Origin of the sequence: Pseudonocardia sp. 73-21 (assembly GCF_001899645.1) — a bacterium.
GTDB lineage: Bacteria > Actinomycetota > Actinomycetes > Mycobacteriales > Pseudonocardiaceae > Pseudonocardia.
Genome location: NZ_MKVV01000043.1, coordinates 50,743 through 70,106, shown reverse-complemented (window position 1 = coordinate 70,106; position 19,364 = coordinate 50,743). Strand labels below are relative to the sequence as shown.

The following is a 19,364-nucleotide window of genomic DNA, read 5'->3' as shown; positions in this document are numbered from 1 at the left end:
GGGTGACGCGATGGACATGCGGCAGATCCAGTCCTTCTCGGCGATCGTCCGCGAGGGGAGCTTCAGTCGCGCGGCCCGCAAGCTGCACATCGGCCAGCCGGCGCTCAGCAAGCAGATCCAGGCGCTCGAGCGGGAGCTCGGCGTCGAGCTGCTGCTGCGACTTCCCGACGGTGTCCGCCCGACGGTCGCCGGCACCCGCCTGTACGAGATGGCCCAGACCCTCCTCACCTATTTCGACGACATCAGGTCTGCGGTCAGGGAGGCTGCCGCATCGCTGGTCGGCACGCTGAAACTCGGACTCTCGCCGTCACTCGTCTCCGCACTGGCGGGCTACCTCCAGGCGAGGTTCGCCGAGGAGCACCCGCAAGTCCGCGTCGAGATCGTCGAGGCACTGCCGATGTTCCTCGAGGAGTGGGTCGAGGAGGGACGATTGGACCTCGGCATCTTCACGCACCAGTCCGAACACATGAACCCGCACCTGTCGGTCACCGAGGTCGGGTCCGACGAGATGCTGCTCGTGGGGAAGCAGGGCACTCTCTCCGGCATCGGGGACCACGCCACCCCGAGCGTGCTCCAGTCCGTCCGGTTGGTCCTGACCCCGGGATTCCGCGATCTCCTGCTCGCGAGTGTGGAGCCGGGCCAGGTGCCCGGCGACATCGGTTCCCGGACCGACTCCATCCATCTGGTGCGAGACATCGTGGCCCGGGGTGAGTACTGCTCCGTCCTGCCGTACACCTTCGTTCGGGACGACCTGGACGCAGGCATCCTCACGGCGAGGGCGTTCGCGCCCGCGTTGGAGCGGCAACTCGTGGCGGTGACCCGTGCGGGACGCCAGCCCGCGCCCGCCGTGCGTGTCGTCATCGAGATGAGCCGTGTCCGACTCGCCGAGCTGGCTGAGCACCGTCGAACGACTCGACCGGCGAAGGATTGACGGGGCACGGGGGAGTCTTCGGTGGTGATCGCCTGCGGGCCGGTCTCCGGTGGATCCCGGTCAGTGACGGCCGGCGGCCAGGGTGACGAGGAACTGGCCGCCGCCCGCCGTGATCTCGGCCGTCACCGGCAACCCTGGGACCAGTCGGGAGAAACGGTCCAGCAGCCACTCCGCAGCCTTTCGGGCATCGTGCTGGGTCGGACAACGGGCCACCATCTCGCGTCCCCCCTTGCGCTCCAGTCTGCCGGCGACGGTGATCAGCGGTGCGGGTTCGACCACGAACAGGTGGCCGGGCCAGGCGATGACCACGGGGACCGCGCCTTTGCGGGTGTTGCACCCGCGGTGCGCGAGCCGCTCGGCAACCTTGGCCTTGCGGTCGGCGGTCCGGCTGTCGACGCTGGGTCCTCGCGGGTCGTTCACCGACATGTCGGGGTCGACCGATTCGTCGCACACCCAGCAACGCCAGCTGTCGCGCTCGGCCACGGTGTCGAGGAGGCTCATTCCGGCAAACTAGCGCGCCGGCGCGCCAGTGCCACCCCTCAGCAGAAGTTACCGGCGCCCCTTGCGTTTGATGGCCGCCTGACCGGTCCGGCCGGCGGGGGCTTCGGGGGATTCCTTCCCCGCGGTCTCGGCAACGATCACGGCATGCTCCGCGTGGCGCGCGGTACGCATCCTGTTGCCGACTTCGTTGATGAACGGTTGCGCCCGACCCGGCTTGAGCCTCGTGAGCTCCACGGCCATCGCGGTGAGGCGTGCAGCCGAGGCAGTGATGTCGTCCTTCAGGTCCGTCGCCTCAACCGCCATCAGGGTCAGCTGTTTCGCGGCTTCGTTGAGCGCCGCGACCGGGTTCGCGGCCTTTTCGACGTTCCCGTGCACGAAGGTGCTGATGACGCTCTCCTGGGTGGTGACCGCCTCGTCGATCGCCTTCTGGTCATACAGGACCTCGATCGCGTCGGCTGCGCCGGCGCCGCGCTTCTTCGCGGCGCCCTCGCCGTGGCCGCTGGTGTCGGACGCCGCGACGGTCGCGTAGGGCAGCATGTTGCGGAAGTTGAGGTAGGCGACGATCGCGTCAGCGGGCTCGGCGCTCGTGAGCACGTCGCGTGCGGCGTTGAACAGCGCACCGAGTTGGCCGGCGGCCAGCTGGTAGGGCGGCAGGGTGTCGTCGAGTTTCATCACGTCCGATCCGAGGGCTCGCCTCACCCGCGCTCGAAGCGTATCGACCACCTGCTGCGCGGCGGTCGACCGCGTGACCAGTGCCTTGACTGCCTCGACCTCGAGTGTCTCCGCGGTGGTGTGGGCACCCATTCCGCCCCCGAGACCCGGTGGGGCATCGGGTCGCCCGTGATCGTGGTACTCCCGCGGCCGCCAGGCCAGGAGCAGGTGACCACGAGTGTGGTGTTCGCGGCGTCCTTGGCCCACCCGCTGTCCGCGGCTCGTTCGATCCGCGGGTTGATCCGTTCGTAGTGCGCGACGACGTCGTCGACGAACGTGTCCACGAACTTCTGCTTGAACAAGACGCCGATGTCTCGCTGCAACTTGGTCGATGCCTGGCCCGGGGCTGTCGGCCCGGGCCGGACGTTGGACTTGAGGACGTCGATCAGCCGGGTTCGGGCGCCGTTCATGTCGGTGGGTTGGTCGGAGAGGAACTCTGCATCCCCAACGGTGACGGGGTATTCGGTCGCCATCGCCTTCTGGTGCTCGGCGATCAGAGCTGCCATGACCAGTGGAGCGCCTTCGCGGTTCTTCTCCACCGTTGTCCGGACCGCGTTCAGCTCGGCGCGATACTCCTCGACCGTCACATCTCCCGTGGTGCCACCCGGGTATTTCTCAAGGTTCTTGATCAAGGCTTTCTTGTCGGTCGTATTTATGCTCGCCCTCGGCGCACGTTCTGCGATCTGCTCGAGCGAGCGAGCCATCGTCGCAATCGGAGCGTATCCGAGGGGCTCGGCATTCTGCTTGATCTTCAGGGCGGATTGCTGGACGGCCTTCACGGCCTCGACGGTTGGATTCGCGTGCGGCCCCTCGAGGATGGCGAGCAGCTCGTCCCGCAGCGCGGGCAGCGCTGTGGCGTCATCGACGATGGTGCTGCCCATCCCGCTGAGGGACTCGGTGGCTCCCGATCCGCGGAGGACGGCGCCGAAGTCGAAGAGCTTCCACAACTGGTCCTGCAGTTGCCGTGGTGATGTGACGGGATCTGCGGTCTCCGGGATCTCGCTGATGGGCCCCGACTGGTCCTGAAGTTGAGGTGGTGCTGCGACAGGAGCTGCTCTCGTCCGGATCTCGTTGCTGATGAGCACCCCACGCGCGGTGCCCTCGCCGGAGCCGGTCGCGCCCCGCCCCGACGCCGGCTGGACCGTGCTGAAGGGCAGGAAGTTCAGGTATGCGAGGTGGTGGCCGACGGCTTCCTCGAGCGCCGCGCCGGCGGCGCCCCCGTCGCCCCGTGCGACCGCCTCCCGGGCGGTGTCCAGCTTCGTGCGGACCACCGCCGAGTAGTACCGCAGGTAGTCCCTTCGGAAGGTCTGGTCGTCGGCGGGCAGCAGGTCGAACAACTGTCGGCCGACGGGGTGCTCCGCGCCGCCTGCTGGGGGTGCGTCCATCCAGTCGGCTGCCTCGGCATGGTCCTCACTAAGCGTCGTGACCGCGTCGCCGAGCGATTTCCCGAAAAGCCGGGCGCGGACGAGGTCGACGAGCGTGGTCCAGGAACGCGTGTGATCGCCCATCGTGCGCTTCAGCGGGCTCGGTGTGCGCACCAGGGAGCTGACCGTGATGTGGTCGATCGTCCCGTTGTCCCGCACGCTGATCCCGGGTCGGAGCTTGACGGCGTACAAGCCGGTCGGGTTCGGCCCGACGTCGGCGATGATCTGGCGCAACGGCGCGAGGTCGACCGGCGCGGGCGGGGGGTCCGCGCGGTGGGGCGCGGGCGCCTCGGGCAGGTCCTGCACCGGGATGGCCGCGGTGTTGCGCTTCTTCAGCAGCGTCGGGTCATCGTCGGGATGTCCCTCCCCGTCGTCGGGCCTCGACGGCGCCCGCTTGACACCGCTGAGCTGTCGTCGAAGCCGAACCGGCTCGTCGGGCGACGAGCGGGCCCGGGTCGGCAGAGCGTGCAGGAGCTGGGCGTCCGGGGGGTGGGGCGGGGGCGCCTCGGGCAGGTCGTGCTCAGGTCCGGGCGCGGTGTTGCGCTTCTTCAGTTGCGACGGGTTGTCGTCGGGATGCTCGTCCATCTCGTTCGGGCCCGATGGCTCCCGCTTGGTGGCGATCTGGCTCCGCCGACGTCGCAGGGGCGGAGCATGTCCCGAGAGTGACCCGGGGCGGCTCATATCGTCGCCGGGAGCTGGGATGAGGGGACCGGATCGACAGGTGGGTCGGCGGGGTCGGCGGGGTCGGCGTGGTGCGTCGGCGCGGACAGCACTCGGGGCTCCTCGGCAGCGGGCGGCGAGGGGTCGGCCGTGGGCACTGCCGCACTGTGCCAGTTCGTCGTGTCCGACACCACCGCTTCTTGGCGGAGCCGGTCGGGTCCGCGCACCCGCGTCGGCAGATGACCGGTCGGGATGGATGCCGGTCAGCCGAGTTCGATGACGAGGGCCGAGAGACCGAAGGTCACGATCCGCAGGATCGACTTGTGCCCCAGTGCCTCCCGATGATCGGTCAGCAGGTAGGGGATCGACTTCACGTTGTCGATCGACAGCAGTGCGTTGAACTCGTCGCTGCCGGGCTCCCAGGATCGACTGCCGAACCGGTCCTTCAGCGGGGTGATCGCTTCCATGACCTTCAGCGCTGCCTGGCCCTGGATGCTGCTGCGGACCACGTAGCGGAGGTTCTTGACAGGGGAGCCGACGCGCTCGGCTTCCGCCGTGTACTCGTGGAAGAGGATCTCGGACAGGTTGAGCCGCGTGCCGTCGCCGACGTCCTTCTCGGCGTAGTTCCAGCTTGCGACGATGACGCCCTGTTTGGCGTTGTAGTAGTTCTCGTAGGCCTTCTCTCCGCCTCGGGGACCGGTCGCGTACTTGGTGAACCCACGGGTGTCGATGTTCATCGTGGCCAGGTAGTTGCGGAGGTTCGCCGGAAGTTCCTGGTTCAGGGCCGGTACCGAGGTGTAGCGCGCCGCGTAGGCCGCTGCTCCGTCGTTCCGGTCGGGATCCTCGGCGCGCAGGGTGGCCAGAAACTGCGGCCAGCGCTTTCGGCCGACCTCGATCTGGGCGGTGAGTTCGGTCGCGACCTTCGACTGCTTCGGCATTCTGGCCACGGCGACGTTGACATGGCCGAGGGATCTGTTCAGCGCGGTGGGTTCCCCGCCGACGGTGTCCGGTTTCTCCGAGTCATCGGCGGGGCCGGCCTCCGGGTGCGGCTTCTTCGCCCGCGGTTTCGGTGGAGCCCCCATGTTCCGGCCCTCCACGTGGCGCCTCGGCGTGGTCATCGGACGCTCGCGGTGTAGCTGACGACCAGGTCGACGGTGTTGATCGAGGTCTTGTCGCCGTGCAGTTCGAACGTCCACTCGGAACCGGCGGCGCTCAGGTTGAGCCCGGTGGTGACGAGGAGCCGGCCATCCGTCAACACCCAGTTCGGATTGCTGTTGAGGGTCATACTGACCACCTCCGGCCCGGTCGTGTCGAAGTGCGCGTAGACGGCGGATATCTGGCGGCTGCTCATGTTCGGGAACATCGCCGGGGTCAGGGTGATCGTGAGTGGATCACCGGCGCCGGCCTGGAACTGTTGCCAGTTGTCGGGGAAGTCCCTGGCGAGGTCGAGGTAGTGGTAGGCCGGATAGGGCTTGAGAAGCCCCTTGACCGCGCTGGTGAAGGTGGGGTCGCCGGGTTGCGCCGTGTACTTGACGGTGATGACCGCGTCCTGGAGCTGGTCGGGGGTGTACCCGTCGTGGCGGCCGGTCAGCTCGAGCCGCCAGGTGGAGACGGCGCCCGTGCCCTCGAAGGGCAGGTAGCGGTCATCGTCGAACCGCAGCTCGAACAGCCCGTTGCTGTCCTGCCCGTCGGGCACCTGGGAGAGTGCGATCTGCTGGGTCGGGCGCCAGTCGCTGCGGATCGACGACGGCGGCAGGCCTTTCGCGTCGAGCAGGTACTTGGCCGCTGCGCTGTCGGCCGTCAGCACCGTCTTGTGCTGCAGCTGCGTCAGCATGGCGTTGGCGGTGATCCCCTGACCGCCCGCGCCCGCGAGCGCGACCGACAGCGTCCGGATCTGACGGCGGTAGTGCCCGGGGAAGTCGTAGTCGAACAGCGCCTCGGTGAAGGAGAACTCGCAGGCCCCGGTGCTGCGAAGGGTCAGTAACGCCAGCGGGTCGAGGTCGATCAGGGAGATCCGTTTGGTGATCTCCAGCCCGCGTCCGCCGGTGTCGAGGTAGGCGACGGCGAGCCGGGCCAGGTCGAGGCCCAGCTTCTCGCCGGCGAGGAGACCGCCGTGCTGGCCCTCCCAGTAGACCGGCTGGATGATCGTGGCCTCGGTCGACGGCAGGCCGCGCTCGAACTGGAGTGCGCATTCGGCCTGCCGGGCGAGGTCGTAGGCGAGGCCGTAGGCCTGGACGTAGACGCCGGTGAGCTGCCCGGCCATCCACTGGTACAGCGCCACGGTGCTGAACTTCTCCGTCATGAAGCGGGCGACCGCGGCGTTGTGCACGACGTCCTGCTGGAGGATCTCCAGGTCACGCCGTGCCGAAGCCAGCTGGTGGCCGGCGCCGTCGAGCTGGGCGGCGATCTGGGCCAGATCGTTGACGGCCGTGTCGAGCTGCAGCTGCCAGTCCTGGGTCGTGCGCTGGTGGCTCGCGTACAGCCCGAGGATCTCCGCCACCCCGCTCAGCGTGCCGCCCAGCATCTGGGAGAAGTCGGCGAAGCTGTCCAGCGCCGTACCGAGCTGGAGGCCGCCTTCCTCGGTCCCGAAATTGAACAGTCCGATCTTGACCTGGGGGATCACGTGCCCGATGCCCGCAGCGAGCTTGAGCCCGGCGGCGACGGCGTTCGCGGTGACGCCCCCGGTCATCAGCCCCACCTGGGCCAGCTCGACCGGCAGCTGACCGGTGTCGATCAGCGACTGGTAGTGGGCCTGCCGCATCTGGGCGGAGCTCTGGCTCGCGGTCAGCTCCGTGATGGTGGCCGTCGCGGAGCCGATGGCGGCCTCCTTGATCGCCGTGGTCATGGCGAGGATCACGGCGTCCTGGGTGTTCTGCAGCACGCTGAGCGCTTCGGCGTCGTGCTTCTCGAGCGCCGCGAGCAGGTCGCCGCCGAACTGGGTCAGCCGGTCGGTGAGCTCCTGGGCCTTCGCGAGCACGACGGTGAACCGGTAGTGCGGCGCGGTCACCGGCCCCCCCGACGCCGACACCGCACCGAGGCCGGTGCCCGCCGCCCTGGCTTTGACGAGCGCCATCGGGTCGAGCGGTGGCTCGAACAGCGGGATCGGCCGGCTGACGCCGAGGATGTCGAGTGAGTGCCGGATCTTGGTCAGCCGGTCCTCGACGCGGGTCCAGTAGTCGGTGAGCCTGCTGTTCTCGGGGATCGTGAAGTAGGAGTCGGTGCTGTCGGTGTCGGCGGGGTCGATGGACGCGACGGTGGCGATGCTGGCGTGCACGGCTGCGGCTCTGACGGCGTTCGGGTCGCCGGCCGGCAGCGTGGCCGCCTGCCGGACCAGGAAGTCGTACTCGCCGGGGGAGTGGGTGAGCTGCCCGGCGTTGCGGACCTCGCGCAGTGGTCGCATCCCCAGGTCGTGCGGGCGGGGGCCGAGCACGTCATGGGCCAGGATGTAGAGCATCCGGGCCTGGTCGATGCTCTCCCCGGTGTACTGCCGGAAGAGCATGTCGCCCCAGTCGAGCAGGTTGTCGAGGTAGGCCATCACCACGGCACGCCGGTAGGCGCCCGTGCGCGCGGCCGCGACGGCGTGCGGGTCGAACGGGTCGTTCAGGTAGCTCAGCAGCGCCGTCTCCCGGCCGCCGATCATGAGTTGGTAGCGGCGGTCGAGCCGGGCGATGACGGCGCCGGTCTCCTGCAGGTCGTGCCAGGCGTTCACGGCCGCCGGCGTACCGGGGGCAGGGACCGGGATGGCGGCGATCTTCGCCGCCACCTGGGCTGGGACGGTGGTCAGGACGTCTCCTTCGGCGGCCTGCACCACGCGCTCCTGGGCGAAGACCGGTGCGAGCGTCCGGAGCTGTTCCAGCGCCGGGCCGAGCGTCGCGTCAGTGCTGTCGAGCGCCGCGAGATCGGCGAGGCAGGTGTCGACGAGGGCCGCGACGTCCGTCTCGCGGAAGGGCAGGAACCGCCAGTGGTCGCGGTTCTGGGTGGGGTCGAAGATGTAGCCCAACCACACCATGGCCTCCTCGAACCGCTGGGCGGCGCGCAGGGCCTGGGCGATGAGCAGCGGGGCGTGGAAGAAGATCTCCCAGTAGTAGAGACCGTTGGCGCTGTCGAAGTCCAGGTAGGAGGTGACCGGCAGGTAGCCGTCCTCGACCTTGTCCGGCCGGACCTTGATGACCGTGGCCGCGGAGATGTTCTTGTTGAACGAGGGGCGCTCGTCGGTCTCCTGGGTGACGACGTCGAGGACGGCGCCGACGCCGCCGGTGAACATCTGCTGGTTGAGGGTGGACGCCGTCCCCGTGGTCAGCCTGATGATCTCGAACTGACCGGCGGCCTGCTCGTAGGGCAGCTGCGGAGGTGACCCGTCCGCTGTGACCTTGCCGTAGCGCACGTAGTCCCTGCCGGCCAGCAGGTACAACGCGTCGGGCGTGTCGATCGCCCCGTCCAGGCCGCCGTGGAACTGCTGGGGCAGGTTGCCCCAGCTGCCGTCGATCGGGACGAGCACGACCGCGGCGTCGAGTTCCTGCCCGGCCGGGATCCGGGCGTAGCTCTCCCCGGAGAACACGACGAGCCCACCGCCGCTCACGACGAGAGCATCGACGGGCACTGTGCAGGCCTTCGGGTACCCGGCATCGATGTAGGTGGGGACCGCACCGTCGGGCCCGAGCGTGTACCGGACGAACGCGGTGTCGCCGACGAGGTAGAGGTGGTTGCCCAGAACGCCCGCCGCCCACACCGCCGCCGGCGAGCCGATCGTGTCCCCACCGCCCAGATCGGTGCTGGTGTGCTGCTCCGGCGGCTCACCCGGCTGGGCGACGGTGTAGGTCTTGGCTTCGTTGTCGAACTCGTACCGGCTCGCGCCCTGGGTGAACACGACGCCGGGTGAAGACGGGAGGCCGTCGGGGTTGCCGGCGAGGTCACGCGGATAGCCGTCGTCGACGAACTCGTAGACACCTCCCGTGTAACGAACATATCGCCCGCCAGAGACCAGGAACGTGTGCTCGCCGATCACGTACGCCGCGGCGACGGTGCCGGTGTCGAAGATCCCGGTGCCCGCCGCGGCGCCCTCGACCCGCCCCCAGCGGTCAGCGACCGGCTTCTTCCGGCCGGGTGCCGCGAGGTCGACGAAGCTCCCGCCCTGGAACAGGTAGGTCCGGCCGTCCACCCCCGTGAACCCCGCAACAACCCGCGGCCAGCGGGGCAGACCGTCGTCGTTCGACGTGATCTCCCGCGGGTAGCCCTCGTCCATGACGGCGAACGATCCGCCGCTGAAGCGGGCGTACTCCGCTCCGGAGAACACGAACACGTGGCCGTCGACCGCGACGACGGCGTCCACGACACCGGAGGCGGGGAACCCCGTCCTCGACCGTCCCCAGCGGGTGGTGATGTCCGCCGCCGCCCCCTGGACACCGGAGCGGTCGACGGTGACGTAGCGGTGCCCGGCGTTGTCGAAGAAGTAGGCGGTGCCGTCCGGTGTGGCGAAGCCGGCGTCGACCCGGTTCCAGTGGGGGAGCCGGTCACCGGGATGGTGCAGCGGCAGCGGACTGATCCCCAAGGTGGTCACCGACGGCAGCGGAGCCGGCTTGCAGAGGAAGCTGCCGCCCTTGTAGTCGAAGCCGAACCACCGGTCGGTGATCGACTCCTTGGGGTTGTTGAACATCACGACCGACGGCGGTGGCACGGACACCGGCAGTTCCGCGGCCACCCTCTCGAGCTGTCGCACCACCATCCCGCCGATCGCGTCGTTGCGGGCCAGCATGGCCGCCTCGACGGCGGCGAACGGGTCGATGTCCACGGGCTCGTCGAACAGCGACTGGAAGCGTCCGATGCCGGTGTCGTCGAACGCGACGGCGGTGGTGGGCTGGGTGAACAGCTCGGCGGTCAGCGTGAACGCCACGGTGCGGCGGGTGGTCGCTGCCGTGACCGGATCCGTGCGCGTGTAACCGCAGCGCACGACGATGTTGTCGTGCGCGTGTTCGACGTCGTCACCGGGCGTGGGCGGCATGAGTGAGGAGGTCTCGACCAGCAGCTGGATGTCGGAGACCTCGAACGTCTCCTCGACGGGCGGGGTCATGGTCAGTTGCTGCTCGGGGGTCCACACCCCGTTCAGGTCGTAGAAGGAGTAGTAGATCTTCACGGTGTAGGTAGGTGGCGTCTGGCGGGTGTAGGTGTGCCCGGTGTCGCTGCTCCTGTCGGTGAACGTGTCGCTCGACGTGCTGTGCACCGCCGCGTCGAGCCCGGCCCAGAACACGAACACGCGATCGAACGCGAACACCGGATAGACGCGGTCGCTGTCGATGCGGACGTCGACCTTCGACCACGGCTGCCACACCGCCGACCGGCTCGCCTCCCGGGAGAACGCCGCGAGGCGGTAGTAGAAGCGGCGAGGATCGGTCTTGGTGCGGCCGAACAGCACCAGGTCCCAGGCGTGGTCGCTCGGATGGGGCGCCTCGTAGACGTAGCCGCCCGCGATCGTGAGCCGGGAGACCTCGGTGTAGTCGTCGAGGTAGGTGGTGTAGGCCTGCCGGACCGCGTCGGCGGTGAGCTCGCCCTGGAGCAGATCGTTCTCCAGGGTCGCGAACGCGGGTGTCTTGGTCGCGCGCAGCTCGGGCCGGATGTAGTTCTCGGGGTAGAGGTAGACCTTTCGGTTGGCCGCCCACACCTGGTAGTTCTGCATCCAGGCCCACCAGCTCTTCAGCTCCGCCTTCACGGCGTCGGGGCCGGCGGGCTGTCCGGGCCCGCCGCGGACGGTCACGGGCTGCAGGTTGAGGAAGTAGCGGTGGAAGAACAGCTGGGTGGCGCCGATGGCCTCCCGGACCGCCGACGTGGTGCCCAGCCCGCCCATCTCCACGTCGATGAGCAGCAGGTCGAACAGGTCGCTCGCGCTGTGCACCCCGTCGGTGTTCGCGATGACCGCGGCCACCAGCGCGTCGCGGACGGCCTCGTTCATCTCCTGGTGCAGCAGTTGGACGAGCGCGGGGCGGTCGTCGCCGATGTGGTGGCTCAGCAGCATCCCCTGTAGCGCCTCGCCGGCGCTGGTGGCGGACGACGCGGCGGCGTCGCCGTACAGCGGGCTCCACACCTGCTCGTGCACCGTGGACGGGGTGCCGCCGATCGTGGTGGTGAGCGTGAAGAGATCGACGAGCGGGGAGACGATCTCGATATCGACGTGGGCCGGCGCCTCGGCGGGCAGGAATGCGTGATGGCGTACCGCCCAGGCGATCTCGTCGACATCCCAGCCGAACACCGTGGCGAGGCGCTGGTAGGGGTCGGCGACCGTGCCGGTCCCGGCGAAGATCCCGGCCAGCCCGCCGTCGACGTCGGGGTGGCCGGCGTGCAGTCGTGCGAAACGGGCGATCGCGCGAAGGTCGGTGAAGCGGTAGTCCACCCAGGGCCCCCACCGCGCCGTCAGCGGCTGCGGGTAGAGCCGGTCCACGCGACGGTGGTCGGGGTCGGAGTAGCGCAGGTAGTCCTCGCCACGGACGAAGTACGTGCGGTCCTCGAACCGGAAGGCGCCGTCGATGCCGCTCTCGAAGGCCACCGGCAGATCGCCCCAGTCGTCCTTGATCGAACGTGGGTAGCCGTCATCGGCGTACCGATCGCCGGGGGTGGTGTAGCGGACGTATTGATCACCGGCGAAGGCGTAGAGGTGCCCCGCCGCGGAGACGAAGGCCGCGTCCACAGCACCAGGTGATCCGGGGCTGGGCGCGAAGCGGTTGCGCACCTGACCCCAGTGGCCGGCGACCGGCTGCGGTGTCGGGGAGGGCGAGCCGTTGCCGACGAACTGTCGGCCGGCGAAGAGGTAGATCTTGCCGTCGGCACCGTCGAGCGCGGCGTCGATCCCGTCGCCGAAGGGTTCCGGGAGCGCGCTGACACCGATCTCGGCCGGCAGTGCGGTCTCGATCGAGAGCGGATAGCCCTCGTCGACGACGGAGTAGCGGTCACCGGTGTAGCGGACGTACTGGTCTCCGGAGAACAGGTAGGTGTGGTCGTCCTTGACGAAGGAGGCGTCGACCCGGCCGGTGTCGGCGAGGGTGTTGCGGACCTGGCCGAGACCCGCCACGTCGTAGTCGGCCTCCAGGCTCGTCGACACGCTGTGGCAGTCCGGCCCGATCAGCAGGTGGACGGTGCGGTCATCGGCCACCACGGCGTCGATCACGGTCTCGGCGCCGGCGGCGACCCGGTCGGCGAGCAGGTTCTCGACCGAGTCGGGCAGGTTGGCGAAGCAGTCCTCCTGGCGCAGCGCGACCACCGGCCTGGGGTAGCCGGTGTCGACGTAGCGGTAGTCCGGTCCCGAGTACCGGACGTACTGGTCCCCGGAGAACAGGTAGGTGGTGCTCTGGAAGACGAACGCCGCATCGACGAGGTTCGTGCGGGTGGTGGAGGCGAAGTTGTTGTGCAGCCGGCCCCAGCGACCCTCGACGGGTTCGGCTGGGCTCGCCTGCAGGCCGTCGTGGCGGCAGAACCTGCCCCGCGAGAACAGGTAGTAGGCCCCGTCGGCGCCGGTGAACGCGCTCTGGAGCGGCGAGCCCGCGTCCGCGTCGAAGGGCAGGCCGGGCCACAGCCTGCTCAGCTCGTGCGGGTACGACCACGTGTTCGTCGCTTCCGTGTACTGCAGGTAGCGGGTGCCGCTGAGCAGGAACCGGTTGCCCCGCTCGACCACCACCGCTGCCAGCCGGTCGAAGCCCTCTTCCCGCCACTGTGGGGGGATGTCCCAGAAGTCGGCGTCGGCGGTGTGCGGAGAGCCCGGATCGGCGCGGGTGTAGTCGGTGCCCGAGTAGACGACGTACCGGAACCGGCCGTCGTCGTCGGCCGCCTCGCACAGGAACGTCTGCTCTCCGTCGACGAACGCGATCGCCACGTTGTCGAGCCCACCCCAGTGCTCGGCGATCGGCTGGGGGCGGCCGTCGATCTCCACATCGACATAGCTGGTGCCGGAGTAGACGACGAACTGGTCGCCGCCGAACACGTAGGTCAGCCCGTCGCGTCCGACGAACCCGGCGTCGACGGTTCCGGCCTGGGCGACCGTGTTGCGCGGGCGTCCCCAGTCCTGCTCCGCGGGGAACGCGCGTCCGAGCGCCACGTCGTAGCACGACGTGCCCTGGAACAGGTAGGTGTTGCCGTCCGTTCCGGCCAGCACCGCGCTGAGCCCGCTGCGGAAGGCGACGGGTGCGGTGCGCAGGCTCCGGGGCCGCACCGGGGTCTGCACCAGCATCTCGGCCTCCAGCGCGCCGAGGTGGTGCCAGCCCGTCGGCCCTTCGGCCAGTACGGCTCCGTCCTCGACGAAGGCGCAGCCGGGCGTGGCCGGGAAGAGGTCCGCGTAGAGCCGGTAGAGCGAGTCCGACACCACGTGGCAGCGCCCGCCGGTGAACAGAGCGACGGTGCGCCGGTCGGCCGTCACCGCGTCGATCGGCCCGGTCGGTGGCACGGTGAGGTTCACGAACCGGGGTTCGCTCGTCAGCGAGTCGGCGATGTTCTTGGGGTAGCCGTTGTCCACGGTGGCGTAGGTGTCGCCGTCGTAGCGGACGTACTGGTCCCCGGAGAACAGATAGGTGTAGCCGTCGAGCACCACCGCCGCGTCCACCGCTCCGGTCCTGGCGATGGTGTTGGGGACCGCACCCCAGAACGTGGTGATGTCGTTCGGGTAGCGGTCGTCGCGGCGGGTGTAGTCGGCGCCGGAGAACCGGACGTAGCGCGACCCGGAGAACACGTAGGTGCGTCCGTCGTTGCCGACGAAGGCGGCGTCGACACGGTCGAACGGGAGGCTGTCCCAGTCGTCGGCCAGCGAGCGTGGCTCCGACCACCAGCGTTCCCGGTTGTCGAACACGACGAACCTGCCACCCGCGAACAGGTAGGTGTGTCCGTCCGTACCGGCGAAGACGGCGTCGACCTGCGCGAACTCGGGCTCGCCGGCCAGCAGCGCGTCGGGCAGGTTCCACCAGTTGCCCGCACCCGTCGGACGCGGGTGGCCCGCGTCCGGCGTGCTGTAATCACGGGTGGAGTACCGGACGCAGAAGCCGTTCTCGTCGGCGCGATCGCCGGTGACGGTCGCGGCCGTGGGGTCGAGGCGGACGGTGAAGGCCATCCCGTCGTCGGCCCGCACAACCCATTCCGGCGACGTCCCGCTCACCGGCTTGTCGAGCACGGGGGTCAGGCCGTGCAGGCGCAGCGTGTCGCGCAGCACCGGCGGCACCTGTCCGGCGTTCAGGTGCTCGGTGAACGCCGCTCTCTCACCGCCCTCGGGCACGGGCAGTGAGAACAGCGTGCCCACCGCACCGAACAGGTAGGTCTTCTCGTCGAGGACGAAGGAGGCCGTGACGGTCCGCAGCCCGCCCCAGTCGCCGTCGACGAGGCGTGGGTAGCCGGGGTCGACAGCCGTGTAGTCGGCACCGGAGTAGCGGATGTAGCGACCTCCGCTGAACAGGTAGGTCTTCCCGTCCATGCCGACGAAGGCCGCGTCCACCGTGCCGGTCGGGAGTACGGGACCGATCAGTCCCCACCGTTCGTTCACCGGCACGACGAGGCCGTCGCCGGGGGCCAGCGCGACGGTGCGGCCGTTGCGGAACAGGTGCACCGCTCCGGCCGCGTCGCAGAAGGCCGCATCCACGCCGGCCTCGAACTCGACGGGCAGGTCCGCGAAGTACGTCTCGAGACGCAGCGGGTAGCCCTCGTCGACGGTCGCGTCACCCGCCTCGAAGCCGTCGGTGCGGCTCACCACCTGGTCGCCGCGCAGCAGGAACTGCCTACCACCCGCCGCGTAGGCGGCATCGACACCCGACGCCTCGACGAAACCGTTGCGCACCCGGCCCCACCGCCCCACGACCGGTGCGGAGTCCGCTCCGCCAGGGGCGGGCAGGCAACTCCCCCCGGAGAACAGGTAGGTCACGCCGTCCAGGCCCTGGAACGACGCGTCGACCGAGGCGCGGAACTCTGCGGGCAGGACGACGTCGAGACCTTCCGCCTCCCAGTTCCCGGCGATCGTGCGCGGATAGCCGGGATCGACCTCGGCGTAGTCGGCGCCCGAGTACCGCACGTACTGGTCGCCACTGAACAGGTAGGTCTTCCCGTCGCGGTCGCGCAGCGCAGAGTCGATCCGGGACGGCGCTGCGAAGGTGTTCCGGATCGCGCCCCAGGTGCGCTCCGCCGTCACCCACACCGCGGTGAGCCCCTCACGGACAAAGGTGAGCGCGGCGCCGGCGCCGTCGCGCCCCACCAACCATTCCGTTCCTGTGGCGTCGACGAAGGCGGCGTCGACGCCGGTGAGCGCGGCGAACCGGTGCGACACCGCGGTCAGCGGGTCAGGTGTGGTCGTCGTCAGCGCGTAGGTCGACGCCGAGTAGCGCCAGCAGTTGGTGCCCACGAAGAGAGAGACGGTGCCGTCGGCGCTGGGCAGCAGCGCGTCGACCGTCGTGACGCCCGGCGGGAGGACGAGCCGCTCGGGGAAGCTCCCCACGAGGTCGCGGTCGCGGAATGCGATCTCGGTCTGGACGGCGTCGAGATTCAGCTTGGCCGCGATGGCTGCGAAACGCGCGAGCCTGCGGTACACGAGTCGGAAACGGGCGTCCGCCGGAACGGTCGTGACCCGGCTCGCAGCGGCACCCGCCCTGAGCACGGGCACCACCAGCGTGTCCATCGTCGCCGCCGGAGTACCACACACCGCGACCGCCATCGCCGTGGCGGTCGCGGGGGTGACTCCCCACACGTCCTGCAGGCCGGCGAACAGCGTCGACCGCTGCGTTCCGGCCTGCGTGGCGAGGGCGCCGACGATCTCGCCGGTGGCCGCCGCGATCTCCTTCGCCACCGTGTGCAGGAGGAAGAACACGTCCCGGTCGTAGTCGCTGAAGCCGGGAACGGCGAACCCGAGCGCGCTGTGGACGTCGACGAAGAAGGGGAGCCGCTCCTGCGCGACCATCAACTCGGCCGTGAGGTCACCCGCGGACTGCAGGAGACCGACGAGCACACCGATCTCGCCCTGGTCCAGACCGAGCCCGGCCAGCGCGGCCGGATCGACGCGATAGCGCTGCACGCTGTGGAGGATCGCGGCCAGCCGGGCCAGCACGAGGTCCTGCTCTTCCGGGGCGAACTCCACCCCGAGCCCGAGGTCGGCCGTGCCGCCGACGATGGCCGGTGCAAGGTTGTCGGGCACCCGTCCGTCCACCACCCACGTGCCGGTGAGGCGCTGGTCGACCAGCGTGGCGAGCACCGCGCTCGCGATCTCCTCGAACGACTCGCGCGCGAACGTGACGTAGCCCGTCCGGAAGGCGGTGATCTGGTCCTGCATCGCCTCGAGGATCCCGCGACGGAGCGGGTAGAACTCGAGCGCGACCTCGAGCCGGTCGCGTCCGAGCGCGAGCAGGGCGACCTTGTCGGTGTAGCCGCCGGACGCGTCGATGTGGCCGTTGAACAGCAGGTCGTCCACCAGGCGCCGGATCGCCGAGTCATCGAGTGGCAGCTGGCTGAAGATGGTCTGGTCCAACGTGAGCGCATCGGTGACGAAACGTGCGACGCGGTCGTGGATCAGCGTCCAGACCGCGGGGGCGGCGTCGCCGAGGTCGGCGTCGACGACGAACGCGTCGGCGTTGCCGGCGTCGGCGAAGAAGCCGTTGCGCAGGACGGTGCCGTCCGCGTCGATGTAGCGGTTGTACACGAGGTTGTCGTAGAGCTCGAGGTCGTCAGCGGGGGAGAGCCCCTCCACCCAGCGCAGGTCCGACGGGTAGAAGCCGGCCGGGTCGAGCTGGTCGGGAACCACGCTGTGCACCGCCACGGCATTCGTCCCGTCCGCCACGGTGGGACCGCCCGCGTCGCTACCCGGATCGCCGGCTGTGGAATCAGTAGCGGAGTCCGCTGGATCGGCAGCCGGGTCGGCACTCGAATCCTGGCTCGGCTGTTCCTCGGCGTCCTCGAGGCGCAACTGGCTCATGACGGTGAACAACTCGGCCTGGACCGCCGCGAACCCACCCGTGAGCAGGAAGTCCTCCACCCGGATCGGGAACTGCGGCTCGACCAGGGTGCCGTCGGCCTCCAGGTAGCCGCGGAACACCAGGTTGGCGAAGATCTTGTCCCGCAGCCGTGCCTCGATCGCGATCTCGCGGAAGTCGGTGTCGGTGATCAGCGGGAGACGGGCGAGCGCCTCGAAAGCCCTTGATGCGGCGGCCGGGCCGTCGTCGCGGACGATGCGGGCGTCGAGGTTCGACACCGGCCCGCCCGCGGCGGAGATGGTCCGGTGGACAACCGCCGCGTCGCGATCGTCGAGCCGATCGGACACGAACGTCGTGGGCGTCAGGAGAACGCTCTGGAACGCCTGGTAGAGCCCGTCGAGCGCGATGACCTGGCCGGTGTCGCCGCCGGTGTCCGCTGTCTCGGGCCCGGCGCCCAGCGTGCGTCCGAGCTCGGCGCCCCCGAAGTCGTGGTTCTTCGTCCACTGGGCGATCGCGAAGAGGATCTCGGCCAGCCACAGCCCATCGGTGGGTCGACCGGAGGCGAGTATCCGGAACGGATCGTGCTCGACGGGGCCGGGATCGGCGACCAGGCCGGACGGGTTGAGCGTCCGGGTGGAGGGATCTGACCGCAGGACATCGAGGATGCCGAGGAGATCGGGCACCGCGAGTCCGAGCGTCCTGGTCAGCGTGCCGATCCGGAACAGCAGCGAGAGCGCGGCGGTGTCGATCTCCCCCTCGAACGGCCCGTCACCGTTGCCATCGACGAGGCCGGCGCGGAATCGGGCCACGGCCGTGCCGAGATCGGTCTCGGTGAGGCCGGTTCCGGCCGCGACGCGACGGAGGAAGTCGGCGTTCTGCGGGTCGAACAGGTCGCCCTGGCAGGTCAGCTGTGGGTAACCGGTGTAGGCGGCGGGAACGAACGGGCCGCCGAGCAGGACCGCCCGGTCGGTGGCCGCCGGTGGGCCGTTGAACGTCCGGTTGAACAGGTCGGCGGGAATGTCCGCGTCTCCGATACCGCTGGTCGACATCGGCGCGACGAGGCTGCACACGACGTCGAGCGGGAGCTGGTAGAGGTCCTGCAGGTTTCTGATCATCGCGGTCACGCGGAGCGCGGCGCCGTCGATGACATTGCCGCAGCACGTCCGCAGCACGAGGTCCAGGTCCGTGAACGACATCCCGATCTTGCCGGCCAGGCGCACGAACCGGGCCGTCCGCTCGAACCACTGCCAGGGCACCGGCGCGTCGCCGCAGGTCAACCGCTTTCCGTCAGCCGTGACGGAGACGGGTGTCTGGCCGTTGTTGACGAAGAACCCCGTCGCGAGCACACGCTCGGTGTCGCCCGCGGGGTCCGTTGCGGCCTGGCTCAGATTCTGGAACAGCAGCTCCCGCAGGTCATCGGCGGCCATGCCGGTCCGCTCGAGGAACTTCTCGACCTCGTCCAGGACAGAGAGGTTCGCGTCCGGGGGGAGTCCGAAGCCGGCGAGCACGTGCCTGTCCCCTGGCAGGACGGTCGTGACGGCGTCGACATCCTGCGGCGTCAGGCCGAGGCACTCCCGTGCCACGACATCGGCGTCGGGAGCGGGGGCGAACTGGCGGTAGACCTGGGCCGCTGGCACGCCGGCGTGGTGGAGGACCCGCCGCCGCCGGACGTCCTCGCGCGAGAAGGGCATCGTCAACGGATAGGGCAAGGTCAGCATCGCCTCGTAGGCGTTCTCGCCGAGCTCCTCCGCCAGGCGCTGGGCCAGCACGTCGTTCACGACGTCGAGGTACGGCACCTCGGTGTCGGTGTGCGCGGGATCGAGGGGGACCCTCGTGATCCCCGGCCGGTTGCGCAGGATCGAGGCGTCCTGGAAATGGTCGTCCACCAACTGCAGGAGATCGGCCAAATATGCAGCGGGAGAATACACTGACGTAGCTTCGGCACTCGCCCGAGCCGCTTCGAAGAACATTCCCTCATAGCTGGGGATGGATTCCGCGTCCGTCATCAGAAATCTCCAATACGGACAGTCGGCTGCCACCAGGGGTCGTGCAGCGAAGCCGGTAGTTCCTGCGTGGTCGCAGCTACACCGGCATCGCCCGGGGTATCTTCACCGAAATCTGAGCGACGCACCAGAGCGGAACCTGGTCCGAGTAGTTACTACTGCGGGTACTGGACTATTCGGAGTACGCCGTGTGGAACGTCTGCACATGGAGGGTGTGATCGGA

General features: G+C 69.4%; 6 protein-coding genes. 1 reads left to right on the top strand and 5 read right to left on the bottom strand.

Going from position 1 to position 19,364, the window contains the following annotated elements; translation table 11 throughout:
* The first annotated feature begins 10 nt into the window (after positions 1-10).
* A complete protein-coding gene (locus BGP03_RS12230; protein WP_298800868.1) occupies positions 11-931 on the top strand; it encodes a LysR family transcriptional regulator in 921 nt (306 codons plus the stop codon).
* A gap of 60 nt (positions 932-991) precedes the next feature.
* Here BGP03_RS12230 and BGP03_RS12225 read toward each other — a convergent pair whose 3' ends face one another.
* From BGP03_RS12225 to BGP03_RS12205, 5 genes are all read right to left on the bottom strand, one after another.
* Positions 992-1,432 carry a hypothetical protein gene (locus BGP03_RS12225; protein ID WP_296377285.1) on the bottom strand — a complete coding sequence of 147 codons (441 nt, stop codon included), beginning with the start codon at positions 1,430-1,432 and terminating at the stop codon, positions 992-994.
* Positions 1,433-1,480: 48 nt separating this feature from the next.
* Positions 1,481-2,104, bottom strand: a complete 624-nt coding sequence (locus BGP03_RS12220) for a hypothetical protein (protein ID WP_298800867.1) — start codon at positions 2,102-2,104, stop codon at positions 1,481-1,483.
* 23 nt (positions 2,105-2,127) lie between these two features.
* Entirely contained in the window at positions 2,128-4,152 is a 2,025-nt protein-coding gene (locus BGP03_RS12215) for a hypothetical protein (protein ID WP_298800866.1), read from the bottom strand.
* Between the two features lie 338 nt (positions 4,153-4,490).
* Complete coding sequence (locus BGP03_RS12210; RefSeq protein WP_296377287.1) at positions 4,491-5,324, bottom strand: hypothetical protein; 834 nt, start codon at positions 5,322-5,324, stop codon at positions 4,491-4,493.
* Positions 5,325-5,341: 17 nt separating this feature from the next.
* Entirely contained in the window at positions 5,342-19,045 is a 13,704-nt protein-coding gene (locus BGP03_RS12205; protein WP_363093651.1) for a hemopexin repeat-containing protein, read from the bottom strand.
* Between the last annotated feature and the right edge of the window lie 319 nt (positions 19,046-19,364).